Source organism: Pseudomonas sp. P4_B4 (genome assembly GCF_056402255.1).
In genome coordinates this window covers 62,940-80,614 of record NZ_JBFUHS010000006.1, presented here as the reverse complement: position 1 = coordinate 80,614, position 17,675 = coordinate 62,940, and the positions used below count along the sequence as shown (strand labels likewise).

Sequence of the window (17,675 nt, the reverse complement as noted above, 5' to 3'; positions counted from 1 at the left end):
TGGGATTTTCTGGGTGCAGAATCCTTCGCGAGCAAGCGGGCTTGATCGCGAAGAGGCCATCAATGACTGCAAAATTAGTTAGCCTGCTTCCTTTTATGACAACGCCGCGCCATGATGCAGTTCTCCCACCGCCGCCCGCGAACGAGCCATCATGTCTGTGCAGCAAGTTGCTCCGCAAAGCTCTATGGCGATCACCCTGCAGATCGTCTCCATCGTTTTCTATACCTTTATTGCCTTCCTCTGCATCGGTTTGCCGATTGCGGTATTGCCGGGTTATGTCCACGAACAACTCGGGTTCAGTGCCATCGTGGCCGGGTTGACCATCGGCTCGCAATACCTCGCCACCCTGCTCAGCCGGCCCATGGCCGGGCGGATGTCCGACAGCATCGGCACCAAGCGCGCAATCATCTATGGCTTGTCGGGGATTGTGCTCAGCGGCGTGCTGACCTTGCTGTCGACCCTGTTGCAAGGCTTTCCCTTGCTCAGCCTGCTGATCCTGATCGCCGGGCGCCTGCTGCTGGGGATCGCCCAAGGGTTGATCGGCGTCGGCACCATCAGTTGGTGCATGGGCCAGGTGGGCGCCGAGCATACCGCGCGCTCGATTTCCTGGAACGGCATCGCGTCCTATGGGGCGATTGCCATTGGTGCACCGCTGGGCGTGGTCATGGTGCAACAACTGGGTTTCGCCAGCCTGGGCATCGCCCTGTCGCTGCTGGCCCTGGCCGCACTGTTGCTGATTCGCAACAAGCCCTCGGTGCCGGTGGTGCGCGGTGAACGTTTGCCGTTCTGGGCGGTGTTCGGGCGCATTGCGCCGTTTGGCGCGAGCCTGAGCCTGGCGTCCATTGGGTACGGCACCCTGACGACCTTTATCACACTGTACTACGTCAATCGCGGCTGGACTGGCGCGGCCTACTGCCTGACCGTGTTTGGCGTGTGTTTCATTCTGTCGCGGCTGTTGTTCATATCCGCCATCAGTCGTTTCGGCGGGTTCACGTCGGCCATTGCCTGCATGTGCATTGAGACGGTTGGCCTGGTGCTGCTGTGGCTGGCACCTTCGACCGGGTATGCGCTCATTGGCGCCGGCCTGACCGGGTTCGGCCTGTCCCTGGTGTATCCGGCGCTGGGTGTCGAGGCCATCAAGCAGGTGCCCAGCTCCAGCCGGGGCGCGGGCCTGAGTGCTTATGCGGTGTTTTTCGACCTGGCGCTGGCCATCGCAGGCCCGTTGATGGGCGCAGTGGCGTTGAACCTGGGTTATGCGTGGATTTTCTTCAGTGCGGCGTTGTTGTCGGTGACAGGGTACTTATGTCTACTGACACACCGTATTCGCGAGCAAGCCCGCTCCCACAGAGGGTCGAGGACACTCACTGATCAGCCGTTTGCATACCCGCCCGAGTCGCCCTGCCCAGTGTGCGCGAGAAGAAGCGTCCGGCTTCAGAGATCAGATTGCGGTGAATGTCTTGCCGATCGACGCCATCGGCATCGGTGCACAGCGCGGGCATGATCACGATCTGCTCGTCATTGCATGGCGCCATGAACACGAAGTGCCCTGCCCCGGCCAATAACTTGAAGTCAGGCGCCGTCGGCAGTTTGCGCGCCAGTGCCGCGGCGTTCTTGTCGACTGCCACCAATTTGTCGCCATCGCCGCTGTAAAGCAGCACCGGCACATGCACATCGGCCAGGGTGTGGCGGCCGAACTTCAGGCTCAACGGCGCCATCAGCATCAAGGCGTGGACGCGAGGATCAGGCACCGGTTGCAGGTCGTCGCGGTCGACAATCAATTCGCCCTGGGTGTTGCAGGCATCGTGGTCATCCGGGCGCTCCTGGCAGTATCGGCGCAGGCGATCCAGGTCCGGGGTCGCGCCGGACAGAATCAATGCGGTCTCGCCACCGGCCGAGTAACCGATGACCCCCACCTGGTCGGCATTGACGAACGGCGACAGCATACGGTCGCCCAAGGTAGCGGTAATGGCTTCGGAAATCTGGATCGGCCGGCCGTACAGGTTACTCAAAGTACCGAGTCGGCTGTGGTCTCTGGAGTTGTCACCGGGGTGAATCACCGCCACCACGACAAAACCTTTGCGCGCCAGCGACGTAGCAAGGTCGTGCAGTGCCAGGGGGGTGCCGGTGTTTCCGTGGGACAGCATCAGCATCGGGAACCGGCCAATGGCGACCTTGGTGTCCTCTCCGGCTTCGACGGTGTAACCCTCGAGCTTGCTGGTGTGCTCCCGATCACTGGAAGGATAGAAGGCGATGGCACGCATCGGCTGCAGGTCCAGCGGGTCGAGGAAAGTCATCTCGTGGAAGCCGACGCTCCAGTGAGGATGCGGTGCAGGCGCGGCGTGCACTGTATTCAAGCTGCTGAGCAGGCAAAACAGTAAAGTTGCACAAAGACGCATCATCGGATGCCCCACCTTGTTACCGGACTTGTGACGTGAACCCTGACTGCATAAGTCAGGCCACAATCTGAAACGACCAGAAACAAAAAACTCCGTAGCTGGTACTTGCGTAACCAGACTACAGAGTTTTTTGGGGCTTTACCTGTACGGTTGCCTACTTTTACGCAAGCCTTACGCTGCGGCGAACAACTGCTCGCTGATTTGTGCGTGGGCAGCGCTCATGGCTTTGTTGCGAACGTCGTCACCGTAAGCCAGGCCTTCGGCGCGGACGATTTCGATGTCGGTGATGCCGATGAAACCGAACAGCAACTTCAAGTACTCTTCGTGGGCAACACCGCTTGCCTGACCGGCGTGCATGCCGCCGGAAGTCGAAACGATCACGACTTTCTTGCCACCGCATAGGCCTTCAGGGCCGGCTTCGGTGTAACGGAAGGTCTGGCCGGCAACGGCGATGCGGTCGATCCAGGCCTTCAATTGAGTCGGAATGGTGAAGTTATACATCGGTGCGGCAATCACCACGGCATCGGCGGCGAGGAATTCGGCCAGGGTCGAGGCGCTCAGTTCGGCTTCGTGCTGTTGTGCGGCGTTGCGCAGTTCAGCGGTGGTGCCGGCGGCGACCAGGGTGGTGGCGGAGAAGTGGCTGATGGCGTCGGCGGCCAGGTCGCGGTAGGTCACCACAGCGGTTGGCTCGGCGGCTTGCCAGGCCTTGACGACTTCGCCGCTCAACTGACGGGAAGCCGAGTTGTCGCCCAGAATGCTCGAATCGATATGCAGCAGTTTCATGTGGGATCTCCAGGTGAGGATCGCCCACAAGGGCGATCTGATGGGACTAATCCTACAGACGAAACCAATAGCTGATTAGACGGCAACAATGCGATAGTTCGTCCCACAGATAGAACAATCGGATTCACATCATGCAAGACCTCAACGACCTGTATTACTTCGCCAAAGTCGTGGAAGCCGGGGGATTCGCGGCGGCCGGGCGTTTGCTGGGCATCCCCAAGTCACGATTGTCACGGCGCATCGCCGAACTGGAAGAACGCCTTGGCGCACGATTGCTGCAACGCACCACCCGACAGCTGAAGCTGACTGCCGTGGGTGAACGCTACCTCAGGCACTGCCAGGCGATGCTGCTGGAGGCGGAAATGGCCGACGAGGCTGTGGCCAGCATGTCCAGCGAGCCTCGCGGGCGTTTGCGGGTGTCCTGCCCCGTCGGGCTGGCCCATGAAATATTGCCCGGGGTGATCAGCGACTTTCTGGAACGCTTTCCGCAAGTCCAGCTGGAGGTGATGCTGCTCAACCGGCGGGTTGACCTGGTAAACGAAGGCATTGACGTGGCCCTGCGTGTGCGGGAGCTTGGCGACGAAGACCCGCTGCTGGTCACCCGCCGTCTGCGTCAGGCGCAGATGCTGATGGTCGCCAGTCCCGGCTTCCTCGTTGGTCGTGAGATCAACCATCCCGAGGACCTGAAAAGCCTGCCAGTGCTCGGCGCCCTGGAAGCCGACCGTATGGTGCACATCCGCCTGCTGGATCAAAAAGGCAAAAGTTATGAACTCGCGCTCGAGGCCCGGCTGGGCATCGATGACTTTATCGTGCGCAAGGCCAGCACCCTCTCTGGTCTGGGCTTTACGATGCTGCCCATGATGTATTGCGAGCAGGAACTGGAAAACGGCTCACTGGTGCAGTTGTTGCCCGACTGGTCGTTGCCCGGTGGCTGGCTGCAAGCGGTCTATCCTCATCGACGCGGGGTCATGCCGGCGGTACGCGCCTGGATTGACCACTTGGTCGAGTCATTCAATGCCTGTGGGGAACGCTTGTTATGAAAGCCGGACGGATGAGCGAAGAGGATGTCGCGAAATTCTGCCTTACCCTGCCCGGAGCACGGGAAGACTATAAATGGGGAGGCGTGCGGGTGTTTTCGATTGCCGGGAACAAGATGTTCGCCTTGCAGGGCCTGCGGGGTGATTCCCTGGCCTTCAAGGTCGACAAGGATCTGTTTCTCGGTCATTGCGACCGTCCGGGGATTCATCCGGCGCCTTATCTGGCGCGCGCCCAGTGGATCATCATGGAAACGCCCTACCCGCTCGGTAGCGAAGAACTACAGGGATTGCTGCAGCGTTCCCACCAATTGGTGGTCAGCAGACTGCCAAAGCGCACTCAAGTCGGTATGTTGCTATAGGTCCTTGTTTTATCGGAACAAGGCGAACAGGTGCGCGCCGAGGAACAGGTGGTCAATCCAGAACACCTGGTGCAGTAGCACGATGATCCAGAACACCAACTGGTACGAGACTTTGCGGGTTTTGTGCCGAAACGCTTGCTGGGCCAGCAAGGCGCCGGGCCAGCCACCGGCGAGCTCCAGCGCATGCAGGACATTCTCCGGCGTACGCCATTGCTCGGCGCGGGCCTTGCGCTTGTCGCTCCAGTACAGCAAAAACGTCACGACGCTGACGATGCCGTAGGCCGCCAGGGGAATCAGCGACACCCCGTGCAGCCATGACGACACCGAACCCGACAGCGGCAACGCGCACAGGATTGCAAACACCAGCCACTTCAGCCGTGAATGGCGGATCTGTCCCCCGGGCTGGCGCCCGGGGTTATTGCGCGAGCTTGAGTCACTCACGGCTTGACCGCGCTCCAGTCGACCCAACCGAATTGCCAGGTCGCCAGGATGATCAGGCCGAACACAATGCGATACCAGGCAAACGCCGCATAGCTGTGGTTGGCGATGAACTTGAGCAGCCCGCGGACCGCGATCATTGCGAAGACGAACGCCGTGACGAAGCCGATCGCGAACACCGGGAAGTCCGCCGGGACAAACAGGTGACGGTATTTATAGCCCGAGTACACCGCTGCGCCGACCATGGTCGGCATCGCCAGGAAGAACGAGAACTCGGTAGCGGTCTTGCGCGACAGGCCGAACAATAGCCCGCCGATGATCGTCGAGCCCGAACGCGAAGTGCCCGGAATCATCGCCAGGCATTGGGCGAAGCCGACTTTCAGGGCATCTTTCCAGGTGATGTCATCCACCGTTTCGGCGTGTACTTCATGCTGACGGCGCTCGGCCCACAACATGATGAACCCGCCCACGACCAGCGCCGTTGCCACAGTGATCGGATTGAACAGGTACTCGTGAATCAGGTCGGCGAAGATCACACCCAACACCACGGCCGGCAAGAACGCGATCAGCAGGTTCGCGGTAAACCGCCGCGCACCCGGCTGGGTCGGCAGACCGATGACCACGTCAAAGATCTTGCGTCGAAACTCCCACACCACCGCCAGGATGGCACCCAACTGAATAATGATGTTGAACGCCATCGCCCGCTCGCCCCCGAAGCCGAGCAAGTCGGCCACGATGATCTGGTGGCCGGTACTGGAAATGGGCAGGAACTCGGTCAGCCCTTCTACAACCCCAAGAATCAATGCCTGAAAGGCGGTCCAAAGATCCATCAATCCCCCAAAAGGCTATGCGCGTCGGCATGCCCCGTTAGTATTTTTCAAAAGCTTGAATTGCGATCAGCGTAGCTGAAGCCCCACGCATCAAGGATCACCACTGAACCGTAAAAATCCTGTGAAAAAACAACCCTGATTCGGGGTTTACCCGTGCGGGGCCGAAATCCTATCAGACAAGTCCGATTGGCGCTGCCGCGTTATCAATCGCCGCTCGCACAGGCTCGTGCGGCAAAGCGTGGCTGGATGCTGGCAATGATTTATGACAGGAACAAGAATCCGCGGCTGTACCCGCAAGATCACGACCGATTTCAGGATTGCTTCGCGCGCCAATGAAGCACACCTTGCGCCGCGGGATTCCCGACGCCAATCCGGTTACAATCCGCCCCCTCTTCGATTTCCCCAAGGAACCTCCATGTCCGGGCTTGAACTGTTTGCCGCCGCCCTCGGTGTCATTGCCGTCTGGTTGACGGTCAAACAGAACCCCTGGTGCTGGCCCATCGGCCTGGTCATGGTGCTGCTGTATAGCTGGATCTTTTTTGAGGTGAAGCTGTATTCGGACATGCTGCTGCAAGTCGTTTATGCCGCCTTGCAGCTTTACGGCTGGTGGCAGTGGACGCGGTTTGGCGAAACGACCCATGGCCGCGAAGTCAGTCGGCTCGATACCCGGTCTGTGGCGTTGAGCCTTGCCATCGGTGCAATCGGCAGCCTGTTGCTGGGGGCGGCCATGGCCCACTGGACGGACGCTGCGCAACCCTGGCTCGATGCGGCATTGACCGGATTCAGCCTGGTGGCGCAGGTCTGGATGGCGCAAAAACGTGTCCAGTGCTGGCCGCTGTGGATCGCCCTGGATGTGATTTTCGTCGGGCTGTTCATCTATAAGGACCTGTACCTGACCGCCACCCTGTACGGGTTGTTCACCGTTATCGCCGTGCAGGGCTGGCGCGAGTGGCGCGCCGATCCGGCATTGCACGCATGAAAGTCCTGGTACTCACAGGCCCCGAATCCAGCGGTAAAAGCTGGCTGGCGGCCGAGTTGCAACAGCGTTTCGGCGGGGTTCTGGTCGACGAGTATGTGCGCTGGTTCATCGAGCAGAATCCGCGGGACACCACCTTGGCCGACATTCCGCAGATCGCCCGAGGTCAATTGGCATGGGAAGACGAAGCGCGGGCGCAACAACCGCCTTTGCTCATCCTCGACACGCACCTGCTGAGCAATATCCTCTGGAGCCAAACCTTGTTTGGCGACTGCCCCGCCTGGATCGAACAAGCGCTACTGGCCCGGCATTACGACTTGCACTTGCTGCTGTCGCCGGAACACGTCGACTGGACGGATGATGGCCAGCGCTGCCAGCCCCGACTGAGTGAGCGCCAGGCATTTTTCGAGCAGACCCTGGCCTGGCTCGAGCGCCACGCACAACCGGTTCAAGTACTGCACGGAGACTGGGCAGAACGCCGATTCCAGGCACTGAACGCCGTGACCCGATTGCTCGATGCCTGACCGGCCTTTGGGGCAATTTCCCCACCATCCCCCCCTGTTTTTGGGGGAAAGTGTCCGATCCTGAAACACCCTCTCTGTCTCAAACCACCCATTTCAGCGCCTTTCATCGTTTGGTCATCGGTTTTGTTAAGTCATTGATACAACGTCGCTGAAACCCCTGTTCCAGAGCGGTTTATCCGCATTTGCGGGTTGCCTGCGCAGGGTTTTGTCTCACCTTTGAAACATTCTCGGCAAAGGGTTCCCGGAAAAAGTCTGCAAGCCATTGAATCAACGCGATATTCAAAAACCGGCACAGGTTTCGCTCTATTCCTTAAACAGCTGACCAGGGACGGCCGTCAAATGAAGGAATAACCGTCGTGGGGATATTCAACAAAAAGGGCTTGGCGTGCCTCCTGCTGATCGCGAGCGCAGGTGGCACGATACTCAGTTTCAACGCTCAAGCCGAAGGCAACGGTGTCATCGTGCTTGATCGTTCTGTTCACCCGACTCCCATCGGTCGCAGCGGCGGCAGGGATCCGAACCCGAACACCATCAATGCCAACCCATCAGCCCGCGTCACCGGCGAACTCAGCGACGCCGACATTGCCGGAGTAACCACCGGAACGGCCCTTCGTAACAGTAACGGGCAAAGCCTGAGTGGAATGCAAGGCCTCAACGTCATCACCAACCCCAATGGTTTGCCTGGCATGTCCGTCGGCCACGGTGGCGGCAGTGGCGGTGCCATTTCCGGAACCATCAACCGCGCCATGAGCACCGGCCTCGGCTCACTGGGCAGAATAGCGGGAGGCCAATGAGATGAGTCGATCCCTCCTGTTACTTGCCCTGCTCGGCTGCACCAGTGTGATGGCCGATTCGGGCGTCAGTTCGGTTAACACCGCCTCCATTCAGGATTCCGGTACTCAATACCGAGGCAACTTCAACGTCAACCAGGCGGCCGGTGATCAACAGCAGCAGGCCAACGTCCGCGCAATCGCCATTGGTACCCAAGCCGGTGCGACCACCAGCGTCCAGCAGAAAATCACCACGCCCGCCAATCCGTCGATGGATGCAACGACCAATATCGGCGGCGCCGCCTTCAGTAATGGCAATGGCGTACTGGGCGTCAACCAGGGTGCCGGGGCGAACAACCAGATGGCCAACGCCATGCGCATCAGCATCAGCGCTGCACCGCAAGCCATTGACGATAGTGCCCTTTCTCAACAGAACGTGGCGTTGTTACCGAACTCGGGAGCAACTGGCACCCCAGACGGCAGTCGCCAGGTCGTGACAAGCGACCAGGCCTTCACCGGCAGCCGGGGAGTCATCCARGTGAACCAGAGTGCCGGGGTGGGGAACCGAATGGCTAACACCCTGAGCATCCGGGTCGCTGACTGACCCCATTACAGTGCGTTTAGGGACGTACCAACACTTGACCAACTAATGAGCACGGAGAAACACCATGAACCCGATAACTGCTCTCAAACCTCTGGCTTTCGCTCTGGCAGCAGTGATGGCATTCGCAGCCCAAGCAGGCGGTATTGATGGTCAAGGCAACGGTCAGGGCACTGAGCAAGGCAACAACCTTCAGCCTGAAGGCCCGACTCTGGATCAATTTCTGCAGATTACAGCAGGCGCCGGGGCCGCCGTGCTGGACTCGCAGAACAGCAGTCACAACTCCGTATCGAACCATGGCACCCAAAACGACGCTAAAGTCGATAACTCCCTGAACAACTCCAACGGCAACATGGGTGCCAACGTTGCAGCCGGTGACGGCAACCAACAAGACAACGCCGCCGCCCTTGCCACTGCTGACGAAAGCTTTATTTTTGGCACTGCCGTCGCCGTCTCCAGCGCGACACAGAGGAGCAACGGCAACACCGCCAGGAACCGCTCCAACACCAACAACACAACGCTCAATAACGCCGGCAACAGCGGTTCCGGCAACATCGGCATCAACGTGACCACCGGCGCCTTCAACCAACAGAAAAACAACCTGGCGATTGCCGTTTCGGGCGGCCGTGTAGCACTAGCGGCGGCAGCGGCCAACCAAAGCACGTCCGGGATGAAGGTCACCAACAACGGCAATTCCACGACTGATTTCGTAGCCGTGGGTGTATTCGGTCTGGCTGGCGTAACCACTCAACAAGTGATGACTCCAGATAGCTGGAAACCCCCTGTAACCAACAATGCTTCGATAACGGGCTCGATGAACAACTTCTCCGGCAACGGCGGAGCGAACATATCGTCCGGCGTAGGCAACCAGCAAAGCAACTCGCTGTCCATCGCCGCAGGCTGCAAAACTTGCCAGTAATCGCGATCGCAATCGCAATGAAAGCCCCGGCGACGGGGCTTTTCTACAGCCCCAAGGCGTATCGATCATGCGTAAGACTGTCCTTTTCGCCCTGCTCTGCCTGTCCGGCCTGACCCAGGCCGCACAGATGCCGGTTGCCGCCCTGCCGGGTGGCGTGCTGGTGTACAAGCACGTACAGAGTTTGCGCGAGCGCAAGTTCAGCGACATCGTCGAACAAAAAACCGATTTCAGCTGCGGCGCCGCTGCGCTGGCAACGATACTGCGCCAGGCCTATTGGCTCGACGTCGATGAGGAGCACATCATCAAAGGCATGCTGGTCACCGCAGACCAGGACCTTGTGCGTACCCAGGGTTTTTCCATGCTGGACATGAAGCGCTACATAGAACGCATCGGCATGCGCGCCCGGGGCTACAAGATCCCGCCGGAAAGACTCGATGCAGTGACGATTCCGGTGGTGGTACTGATGGAAATTCGCGGCTACAAGCACTTCGTGGTGTTGCAGCGGGCGGACAAGCACTGGGTCTATATCGGCGACCCGGTACTCGGACACAAACGCTACTCCCATGATGACTTTGTCAAAGGCTGGAATGGCATTATCTTCGCCATCGTCGGTCCCGGTTACGACAAAACCAATGCGCTACGCAATCCACCGGAACCGCTGACAGCCAAGAACAAGATGGATAACTTCAACCCGGTCAAAGATGCTGAATTGATGGATTTTGGTTTCATACAGAGCGACTTCTTTTAATCGCCAATAAGATGATAGGGGGCAGGATGCTCCGGGAGCAGCAAATGAAAACCTCGTATTGGGTGGTCGCTGCCTGTCTGGCAGCGACCACTTCAGGTTTTGCTGATGAGTTCAGACCCATCGAAATCAAGGACCAGGAACTGGCCGAGTTGCGTGGCCGGTATGTGATGCCGGGGCGGGTCATCAGCTTCGGTGTTGTCATGAGCAGTACCTGGCGCAATGCCAGTGGTGATCTGATCGGAGCCTCCAGCTCGATGCAGCTTCAAGCCGCAACGGTCAAACCCGAGTTCTATGTTTCAACCATCAAGCAGTCCGGTCATGGCGGTTCGCCCAAATCGGGTAGCGGTCACGTGTCGGGGGGCGATGGGCTGAGCACTTCCCGGGGCATAACCCAGGTCACACGGGCCGCAGGCGATGGCAACAGCGCAAACAACAACATCGCCATCAACGTCAAAGAGGCCAGCACGGCCCCTGCACTGGTGCCGAGCCAGGGTCAGGCGCTGATAGCCGGTCAAACCATTACCGGCAGCAATGCCGCAGGCAGTGTCGCCGTATCCGCGACCAGCGGCGGCGTTCAGATGGCCATTACCGCCAACAACAATCAGGGCTCAAGCCTGCAACAAGTCGCCCAAGGCGGGTTGCTGCAAAACACCCGATTGCTGGGCAGCAGCAATGTGGTCAACAACATGACTCAACTCAACGTGGTGCTCAACAATAATGGCCCTGGTGCTGGTGTATTGGACGGCAATCTGAGCCAACTCGCTGCATTACGGACCTTGGGGTATTGAACTACGCTGAGATACGACTGTTGGGCACAAATGGACGGCTTATTTCATGTACCGATCAGTATCACTGCGTGCAGTTGCATGCTTGAGTGCTCTACTCCCCGCGGCGATGTTGCAGGCAGCACCTGACCCGGAATTGGAGGCTCTCAAACAAGAGCTTCTGGAGTTGAAACAACGATACGAAGTACAGCAAAAAGCCCTGGCGGTTCTCGAACAACGGGTCCGCCAGGTTGAGGACCAGCCCGCTTCACCCCCTCCCAAACGCCTGGCCAAGTCGCCAGCGGACCTCAAGGGCAATCCGAAAGTCGCCACCGGCACCGGTGCCGCGGCGGCCTCAGGGGGCGCCGCCGGGGGTAGCGGCAGTTCTTATGGACAATCGCTGGCCGATGACTCACAACCGGCGCAAAGCGTTTCAAACCTGTATGACGAGGCCAGCGGGTTCTTCGGCGGTGGCAAGTTCAGCTTCGAAACCGGGATAACCTACTCCCGATACGATACCCGCCAACTGATCCTCAACGGCTTTCTCGCCCTGGACTCGATCTTCCTGGGCGCCATCAACCTGGACCGGATCAAGGCCGACACCTGGACGCTTGACCTCACCGGCCGCTACAACTTCAACAATCGCTGGCAGTTCGACCTGAACGTGCCGGTGGTCTACCGTGAGTCCACGTACCAGTCCGGTGGCGGCAATAACGGCGCCGCAAATATCACGACCGAAGACACCGTCAAAGAAGACCCGACCATTGGTGACGTGAACTTCGGTATCGCCTATAAATTCCTCGACGAATCGGTCAACACGCCGGATGCCGTGGTGACCTTGCGCGTCAAGGCACCTACCGGCAAAGACCCGTTCGGCATCAAGTTGATTCGGGTAGCGGATAACTCCAACCTGGCCGTGCCTGAATCCTTGCCTACCGGTAATGGCGTCTGGGCGATTACGCCGGGGATCTCTCTGGTCAAGACGTTCGATCCGGCAGTGCTGTTCGGCAGCCTGTCCTACACGCACAACCTGGAAGAATCTTTCGACGACATCAGCTCCAACCCGGCGGTCAAGACACCGGGCAAAGTACGCATTGGCGACAGCTTCCAGATTGGCGCCGGTATTGCGTTCGCCTTGAACGAAAAGATGAGTATGTCGTTCTCGGTCTCTGACCTGGTGCAGCGCAAAAGCAAGCTCAAGGAAGATGGCGGGGATTGGCAATCGGTGGTTTCCAGCGATGCCAACGCCGGTTACTTCAACATCGGCATGACCATTGCGGCCACCGACAACCTGACCATCGTCCCCAACCTGTCCATCGGCATGACGGACGATGCCCCGGACTTCCAGTTCAGCCTGAAACTCCCTTACTACTTCTGACCCGAACAAAAAAACCGCTGCAATTGCAATCGCAACGGTTTTTTGGTTTCAGGCTGCGGTTCAGCGAATCTGGTGCTTGTGCAACAAGCGGTAGAAGGTTGGACGCGACACACCCAATACTTTGGCGGCGACACTCAGGTTATCGCTGTGGCGGTTCAATACATCGCACAATGCCTGGCGTTCGGCCCGGCTCTTGTATTCTTCGAGGGTGCCCATCGGCGCAGTGCTCGTATGCTGACTGATCAACCCCAGATCACGGGCCTCGATTTGCCGGCCTTCGGCCAACACCAGCCCGCGACGAACGCGATTGGCCAGTTCGCGAACATTGCCTGGCCAGTCGTGTTTGCCCATGGCAATCAACGCGTCGTCGCTGAAGCTGCGTGGGCGGCGCCCGGTTTCACGGCTGTAGAAATGGGAGAAGTGGTTGGCCAGCGTCGCCAGGTCGCCATGGCGCTCGCGCAGCGGAACGGTCGACACTTGCAGTACGTTCAAGCGGTAATACAAGTCTTCGCGAAAGCGTTTCTTCGCGATGGCCGCTTCAAGGTCGACGTTCGTCGCCGCCAGAACCCGCACATCCACCGGAATCGGCTGACTGCCGCCCACCCGTTCGATGTGTTTTTCCTGGAGGAACCGCAGCAGGTTGGCCTGCAACTCCAGTGGCAGGTCACCGATCTCGTCGAGAAACAGAGTGCCACCGTTGGCGGCCTCTATCCGCCCGACCTTGCGTTGGTGCGCGCCGGTAAATGCACCTTTCTCATGGCCAAACAGCTCGGACTGGATCAAGTGTTCGGGAATTGCACCACAATTGATCGCGATGAAGGGTTTGCTGTGACGCTGAGACAGTCGGTGCAGGGTTCGAGCGACCATTTCCTTGCCGGTGCCGCTTTCACCGCGAATCAACACTGGAGATTCGGTCGGAGCCAGTTTATTCAACAGTTTTCGCAGTTCACGGATAGGTTTGCTGTCGCCCAGCAATTCGTGCTCGGGCTGGTCAACATGGACCGTGCCCTGACCGCGCAACCGCGCCATGCCAAACGCCCGGCCCAGCGTTACCTGAACCCGGGACACATCGAACGGTAAGGTATGAAAGTCAAAAAACCATTCACAGACGAAGTCGCCGACATTTTGCAGTCGCAGCACGTCCTGATTGAGTACGGCTATCCACTCGGTGCCGCTGCGACTGATCAACTCTTTGACAGCCTCCGGGTGCTCAAGGTGAAAGGGCTGCAAACGTAACAAGCCCACGTCACAGGTTCGGTCGGCGGCGTTCTCCAGCGTGCAGCTGTCAACGTCCCAACCGATAGCGCGCAATCCAGGGAGCAGACGATAGCAATCGTCACAGGGGTCCACCACTAATAAACGTCGTAAGGCAGGCGCATCGCTCATGACTGTTCCTTGGCGCCAAATTTACAAAAATTTATTAAAAACAGTCATTTGGCAGACCTGACTGTAACATTAGCAAGAATTTGACAGGGGCTTGTACCGTTTGACTATAGGGATGCAATGCAACCAGTTATAAGTTGCGATTATGTTAGTTACCTAACGACTCTTTCCTTTCATTCAGCTTTCAATGACAGGCTCATTCTTGAGCCTGTGAAATAAACTTGAAATTTCTTTTGATTGTGTGTGACCCAAACCCCGGTTGCGGGCATCAGTACAAGTAACCAGCCGAACGGTAAGCCCAACCGGCGGCACATCACTTGATTGGGCATACAGAGAGAAGACCCTATGAACGCCCCGCTGCGTATCAACGAAGCACTTCTGATTGCCGACCGCGCATTCAAACCATTCAAATGCGTGGCCTGGGCTCCACAAGACGGTAATGGCGAACTCAGCCTGACCGTTATCGACCGCACCAGCACCAGCATTGGCCGCAAACAGATCCCAAGCAGCGCTTATTCCGATCCCGCACAACTCGAACTGCTGCTGGAACAGGCCCGCGCCGAATTGAGCGAGGAAGGTTACACACTGCAGTCGTGGTCGATGCCGCACTGATCGTTTTGCGGATTACTCCGGAGTAATCCGCGCCCTCCTCCTGTCTTCAGCTCGAGGTTTTTTCTGGCCGCGCGCACTCGTTGACACTGTTTAATTGGAACTTTGCATACGCCTGATACTTTGCAGGCTCGCCATTGGTTCGAAAAGACACTGTTGTGGCACACAACGACCCTCCGTCTGTTAGTTCTTACCGTTGCGCATCCTTTCATTCAGGGATTGAATATTGTCCTTACAAGTCGCCACCCAAACTTCTGGATCAAGACGACTCGCAAGGAGATGCGGCGAATGTCTATCCAGTCCGCTTTTGCCTACCCCGCCACCCGGAACAACGCCGGGGCCCTCGATACGACGTTTGCCGCCAACGGCAAAACCCAGGTCTATTTCGCCGACAGCCTTTTCAGCCTGGCCAATGGCGTTGCGATCGATGCGCAAGGTCGCTTGCTGGTAGCCGCAAAAGTCGCCATGGCCGATGGCAGCCGCTTTGGCCTGGCCCGCTTGCTGAAGGATGGTTGCGCAGACCTCGCGTTCGGCAAACAAGGAAGCGTCATCGGGCAATTCGAGCCGGGGTTCGAAGCCATGGGCGCCAAGGTCCTGATCCTGCCCGACGGCAATATCCTGTTGGCCGGCCTGCAATACGAAAACGCGCACCGCACGCTCCCGGCCCTGGCATTGCTGGATCAAGACGGTCGCCTGGTTCGAAGCTTTGGCAATAATGGCCGCCGTGTCGTGCGATTGCCTGGCGGTCTGTCCCTGGGCATGCGCGATAAATGGCTCCCTCCCGGTGTGCCAGGCGCTGAAGCCTGCGACATCGACGTACAACAAGACGGCCGGATCCTGATCCTGGCCAACCATCACTTCGAACTGGCCGATCACGTCGGTATGTTGATACGACTGGATGTCGAAGGCTCGCTGGACTACTCGTTCAATGGCCGCGGCTTCGTGATGGTCAGGCACCTGCTGATGAATACCTGGCTCAGCAGCCTGACGGTACAACGTGATGGCCGAATTCTGGTCGGTGGATCGATCAACTTTCCCGACGAAGGCTTGCTGGCACGCTATCACCCGGACGGGCGCCTCGACGACCGTTTTGCCGTGGATGGATTCATGACCTTCAAGACGCAAGGGCATGGCGCCCGGGTCAGCCAGGTGGTCCAGCAAAACGAAGGCGGCGTCCTGTGTTTTGGCTGCAGTCGCGAGCCAATGCACTGCCTGGCATTTAAAATGCACAGCAACGGCCGACCCGACACTCATTGCAACGGAGGGCACCCGCAGCGGCGGGAAATCGGTTACAGCGGATGCCAGTGGACCGCCGCGCAGTTACAGCCCGATGGCGCTGTGCTGACGGCGGGCGCCACCATCGGCGGCGTCGAAGCAGACTTCATTCTCGGGCGATACCTGCCCAACGGCCTTCCCGATCGCCGTTTTGGCAAAGGCAGCGGCTATACACGTACCCGCCTCGGCCCCAGCCTGGATACCGCCACCTGTGTCGCCGCGCAAGCCGATGGAAACATCATCGTGGGAGGCTATTCGCTGCAAGGTAACTACAAGGCGGTCATCGCTCGCTTCCAGGGATAAACACCGGCACTTTTCCTACGCTTGATCTTCTGGCGCGCTTACGGCAAGTTGCGCGCTTCTCAAGACAAGGAGCAGCCGATGTCCGGTTCAATGGCCCAGGCGTTCGCGCACAACTTTCTCGGGCACTCGCCCCGTTGGTACAAGGCCTGCATCGTCGGCTTTCTCATCCTCAATGCCCTGGTGCTGTTGACCGCAGGCCCGGTGGCTGCCGGCTGGCTGTTGGTGCTGGAGTTCATCTTCACCCTGGCCATGGCGCTCAAGTGCTATCCGCTGATGCCCGGCGGCCTGCTATTGATTGAAGCCCTGCTGCTGAAGATGACCACACCCCAGGCGCTGTACGACGAGTTGCTGCACAACTTCCCGGTGATCCTGCTGCTGATGTTCATGGTGGCCGGTATCTATTTCATGAAGGACCTGTTGCTGTACCTGTTCTCGCGCCTGCTGCTCGGGGTCCGCTCCAAGGCCCTGCTGGCCCTGATGTTCTGCTTTTTGTCGGCCTTTCTGTCGGCGTTCCTCGATGCCTTGACCGTGACTGCCGTGATCATCAGTGCCGCCGTAGGCTTTTACTCGGTGTATCACCGCGTTGCCTCGGGTAACGATCCACGTCAGGACAGCGAGTTCAGCGACGACAAACATCTGCCCACCCTGCACCACGGCGATCTCGAACAGTTCCGCGCCTTTCTGCGCAGCCTGCTGATGCACGGTGCCGTGGGCACTGCACTGGGCGGTGTCTGTACGCTAGTCGGCGAACCGCAGAACCTGCTGATTGGCCATGAAATGGGCTGGCACTTCGCCGAGTTCTTTACCCGGATTGCGCCGGTATCCCTGCCGGTACTGGTTGCCGGGCTGGTAACCTGCGTCCTGCTGGAAAAGCTGCGCTGGTTCGGATACGGCACGCTGCTGCCGGATAACGTCCGTGCGGTGCTGGCCAACTACGCCGCCGAAGACAATGCCGAGCGCACCACGCGCCAACGTGCAGCGCTTCTGGTGCAAGGCTTTGCCGCATTGATTCTGATTGCCGGGCTGGCGTTGCACATCGCCGAAGTGGGCTTGATCGGCTTGATGGTGATCGTGTTGATCACCGCCTTTACCGGCATCACCGACGAACACCGTCTCGGCACCGCGTTCAAGGACGCCATGCCGTTCACCTCATTGCTGGTGGTGTTTTTCGCCGTGGTCGCGGTGATCCACGATCAGCAACTGTTCGCCCCGCTGATCCACTGGGTGCTGACGCTTCCGGCAGACCAACAACCGGGCATGCTGTTCATTGCCAACGGCCTGTTATCCGCCATCAGCGACAACGTGTTCGTGGCGACCATCTACATCACCGAAGTGAAGCGCGCCTTCATGGCGGGCGAGATGACCCGCGAGCATTTCGAAACGCTGGCCATTGCGATCAATACCGGCACCAACCTGCCGAGCGTGGCGACGCCCAACGGTCAGGCGGCGTTTCTGTTCCTGCTGACCTCGGCGATCGCACCGCTGGTGCGCCTGTCTTACGGGCGGATGGTCTGGATGGCATTGCCGTACACCGTGGTGATGGGCTTGCTCGGGTGGTATGCGGTGAGTTACTGGCTCTGAC

Annotated in this window: 18 protein-coding genes and 1 pseudogene; 14 read left to right on the top strand and 5 right to left on the bottom strand. The window is 58.9% G+C overall.

Features of this window, described 5'->3' with window-relative positions:
- Window positions 1-151: 151 nt before the first annotated feature.
- Window positions 152-1,342, top strand: a pseudogene (locus AC1DVE_RS09165) (MFS transporter); the annotation flags it as partial.
- A 19-nt stretch (window positions 1,343-1,361) separates the two neighbouring features.
- Here AC1DVE_RS09165 and AC1DVE_RS09160 read toward each other — a convergent pair.
- Together AC1DVE_RS09160 and AC1DVE_RS09155 are read right to left on the bottom strand one after the other, a co-directional pair.
- Window positions 1,362-2,399 carry an alpha/beta hydrolase family protein gene (locus AC1DVE_RS09160; RefSeq protein WP_223457128.1) on the bottom strand — a complete coding sequence of 346 codons (1,038 nt, stop codon included), beginning with the start codon at window positions 2,397-2,399 and terminating at the stop codon, window positions 1,362-1,364.
- A gap of 168 nt (window positions 2,400-2,567) precedes the next feature.
- Window positions 2,568-3,179 (bottom strand): FMN-dependent NADH-azoreductase, encoded by a 612-nt coding sequence (locus AC1DVE_RS09155; RefSeq protein ID WP_223457126.1) that lies wholly within the window; start codon window positions 3,177-3,179, stop codon window positions 2,568-2,570.
- 131 nt (window positions 3,180-3,310) lie between these two features.
- On the opposite strand from AC1DVE_RS09155, the gene AC1DVE_RS09150 reads away from it, so the two are divergent.
- Window positions 3,311-4,219 (top strand): LysR substrate-binding domain-containing protein, encoded by a 909-nt coding sequence (locus AC1DVE_RS09150; protein WP_223534850.1) that lies wholly within the window; start codon window positions 3,311-3,313, stop codon window positions 4,217-4,219.
- Entirely contained in the window at window positions 4,216-4,575 is a 360-nt protein-coding gene (locus AC1DVE_RS09145; protein WP_223533439.1) for an MmcQ/YjbR family DNA-binding protein, read from the top strand. Before AC1DVE_RS09150 ends, AC1DVE_RS09145 begins: the two co-directional genes overlap by 4 nt.
- Window positions 4,576-4,584: 9 nt before the next feature.
- Here AC1DVE_RS09145 and AC1DVE_RS09140 read toward each other — a convergent pair whose 3' ends face one another.
- Together AC1DVE_RS09140 and AC1DVE_RS09135 are read right to left on the bottom strand one after the other, a co-directional pair.
- Complete coding sequence (locus AC1DVE_RS09140; protein ID WP_223533438.1) at window positions 4,585-5,016, bottom strand: DUF1294 domain-containing protein; 432 nt, start codon at window positions 5,014-5,016, stop codon at window positions 4,585-4,587.
- Window positions 5,013-5,843: an undecaprenyl-diphosphate phosphatase gene (locus AC1DVE_RS09135; protein WP_223533437.1), complete on the bottom strand. Its 831-nt coding sequence runs from the start codon at window positions 5,841-5,843 to the stop codon at window positions 5,013-5,015. The genes AC1DVE_RS09140 and AC1DVE_RS09135 overlap by 4 nt, the downstream gene beginning before the upstream one ends.
- Window positions 5,844-6,258: 415 nt before the next feature.
- Here AC1DVE_RS09135 and pnuC point away from each other — a divergent pair, with 415 nt between their 5' ends.
- The 8 genes from pnuC to AC1DVE_RS09095 all read left to right on the top strand — a co-directional run bounded on the left by pnuC (window position 6,259) and on the right by AC1DVE_RS09095 (window position 12,523).
- The gene (gene pnuC / locus AC1DVE_RS09130) at window positions 6,259-6,822 is read left to right on the top strand and encodes a nicotinamide riboside transporter PnuC (protein ID WP_223457115.1); all 564 of its coding nucleotides are present in this window, start codon (window positions 6,259-6,261) and stop codon (window positions 6,820-6,822) included.
- Complete coding sequence (locus AC1DVE_RS09125; RefSeq protein WP_223533436.1) at window positions 6,819-7,343, top strand: AAA family ATPase; 525 nt, start codon at window positions 6,819-6,821, stop codon at window positions 7,341-7,343. The genes pnuC and AC1DVE_RS09125 overlap by 4 nt, the downstream gene beginning before the upstream one ends.
- Before the next feature lie 356 nt (window positions 7,344-7,699).
- Window positions 7,700-8,137 carry a hypothetical protein gene (locus AC1DVE_RS09120; RefSeq protein ID WP_223457113.1) on the top strand — a complete coding sequence of 146 codons (438 nt, stop codon included), beginning with the start codon at window positions 7,700-7,702 and terminating at the stop codon, window positions 8,135-8,137.
- Window position 8,138: 1 nt separating this feature from the next.
- Window positions 8,139-8,717, top strand: a complete 579-nt coding sequence (locus AC1DVE_RS09115) for an adhesin (protein ID WP_223457111.1) — start codon at window positions 8,139-8,141, stop codon at window positions 8,715-8,717.
- A 64-nt stretch (window positions 8,718-8,781) separates the two neighbouring features.
- On the top strand, window positions 8,782-9,633 hold the full coding sequence (locus AC1DVE_RS09110; RefSeq protein WP_223457109.1) for a heme utilization protein: 852 nt from the start codon (window positions 8,782-8,784) through the stop codon (window positions 9,631-9,633).
- A 67-nt stretch (window positions 9,634-9,700) separates the two neighbouring features.
- Window positions 9,701-10,381: a C39 family peptidase gene (locus tag AC1DVE_RS09105; protein WP_223457100.1), complete on the top strand. Its 681-nt coding sequence runs from the start codon at window positions 9,701-9,703 to the stop codon at window positions 10,379-10,381.
- Between the two features lie 26 nt (window positions 10,382-10,407).
- Window positions 10,408-11,169 (top strand): hypothetical protein, encoded by a 762-nt coding sequence (locus tag AC1DVE_RS09100; protein WP_223457098.1) that lies wholly within the window; start codon window positions 10,408-10,410, stop codon window positions 11,167-11,169.
- A 46-nt stretch (window positions 11,170-11,215) separates the two neighbouring features.
- Window positions 11,216-12,523 (top strand): hypothetical protein, encoded by a 1,308-nt coding sequence (locus tag AC1DVE_RS09095; RefSeq protein ID WP_223457096.1) that lies wholly within the window; start codon window positions 11,216-11,218, stop codon window positions 12,521-12,523.
- Window positions 12,524-12,583: 60 nt separating this feature from the next.
- Here AC1DVE_RS09095 and AC1DVE_RS09090 read toward each other — a convergent pair whose 3' ends face one another.
- Window positions 12,584-13,909, bottom strand: a complete 1,326-nt coding sequence (locus AC1DVE_RS09090) for a sigma-54 dependent transcriptional regulator (protein WP_223533435.1) — start codon at window positions 13,907-13,909, stop codon at window positions 12,584-12,586.
- 342 nt (window positions 13,910-14,251) lie between these two features.
- Between AC1DVE_RS09090 and AC1DVE_RS09085 the strand changes: the two genes are divergently transcribed.
- The 3 genes from AC1DVE_RS09085 (at window position 14,252) to nhaB (ending at window position 17,674) form a co-directional block, all read left to right on the top strand.
- Window positions 14,252-14,518, top strand: coding sequence for a hypothetical protein (locus AC1DVE_RS09085; protein WP_007970062.1), 267 nt, complete (start codon window positions 14,252-14,254; stop codon window positions 14,516-14,518).
- A gap of 285 nt (window positions 14,519-14,803) precedes the next feature.
- Window positions 14,804-16,093: an NHL repeat-containing protein gene (locus AC1DVE_RS09080; protein WP_223457092.1), complete on the top strand. Its 1,290-nt coding sequence runs from the start codon at window positions 14,804-14,806 to the stop codon at window positions 16,091-16,093.
- Window positions 16,094-16,171: 78 nt separating this feature from the next.
- Window positions 16,172-17,674, top strand: coding sequence for a sodium/proton antiporter NhaB (nhaB, locus tag AC1DVE_RS09075; protein WP_223534826.1), 1,503 nt, complete (start codon window positions 16,172-16,174; stop codon window positions 17,672-17,674).
- Window position 17,675 lies beyond the last annotated feature (1 nt).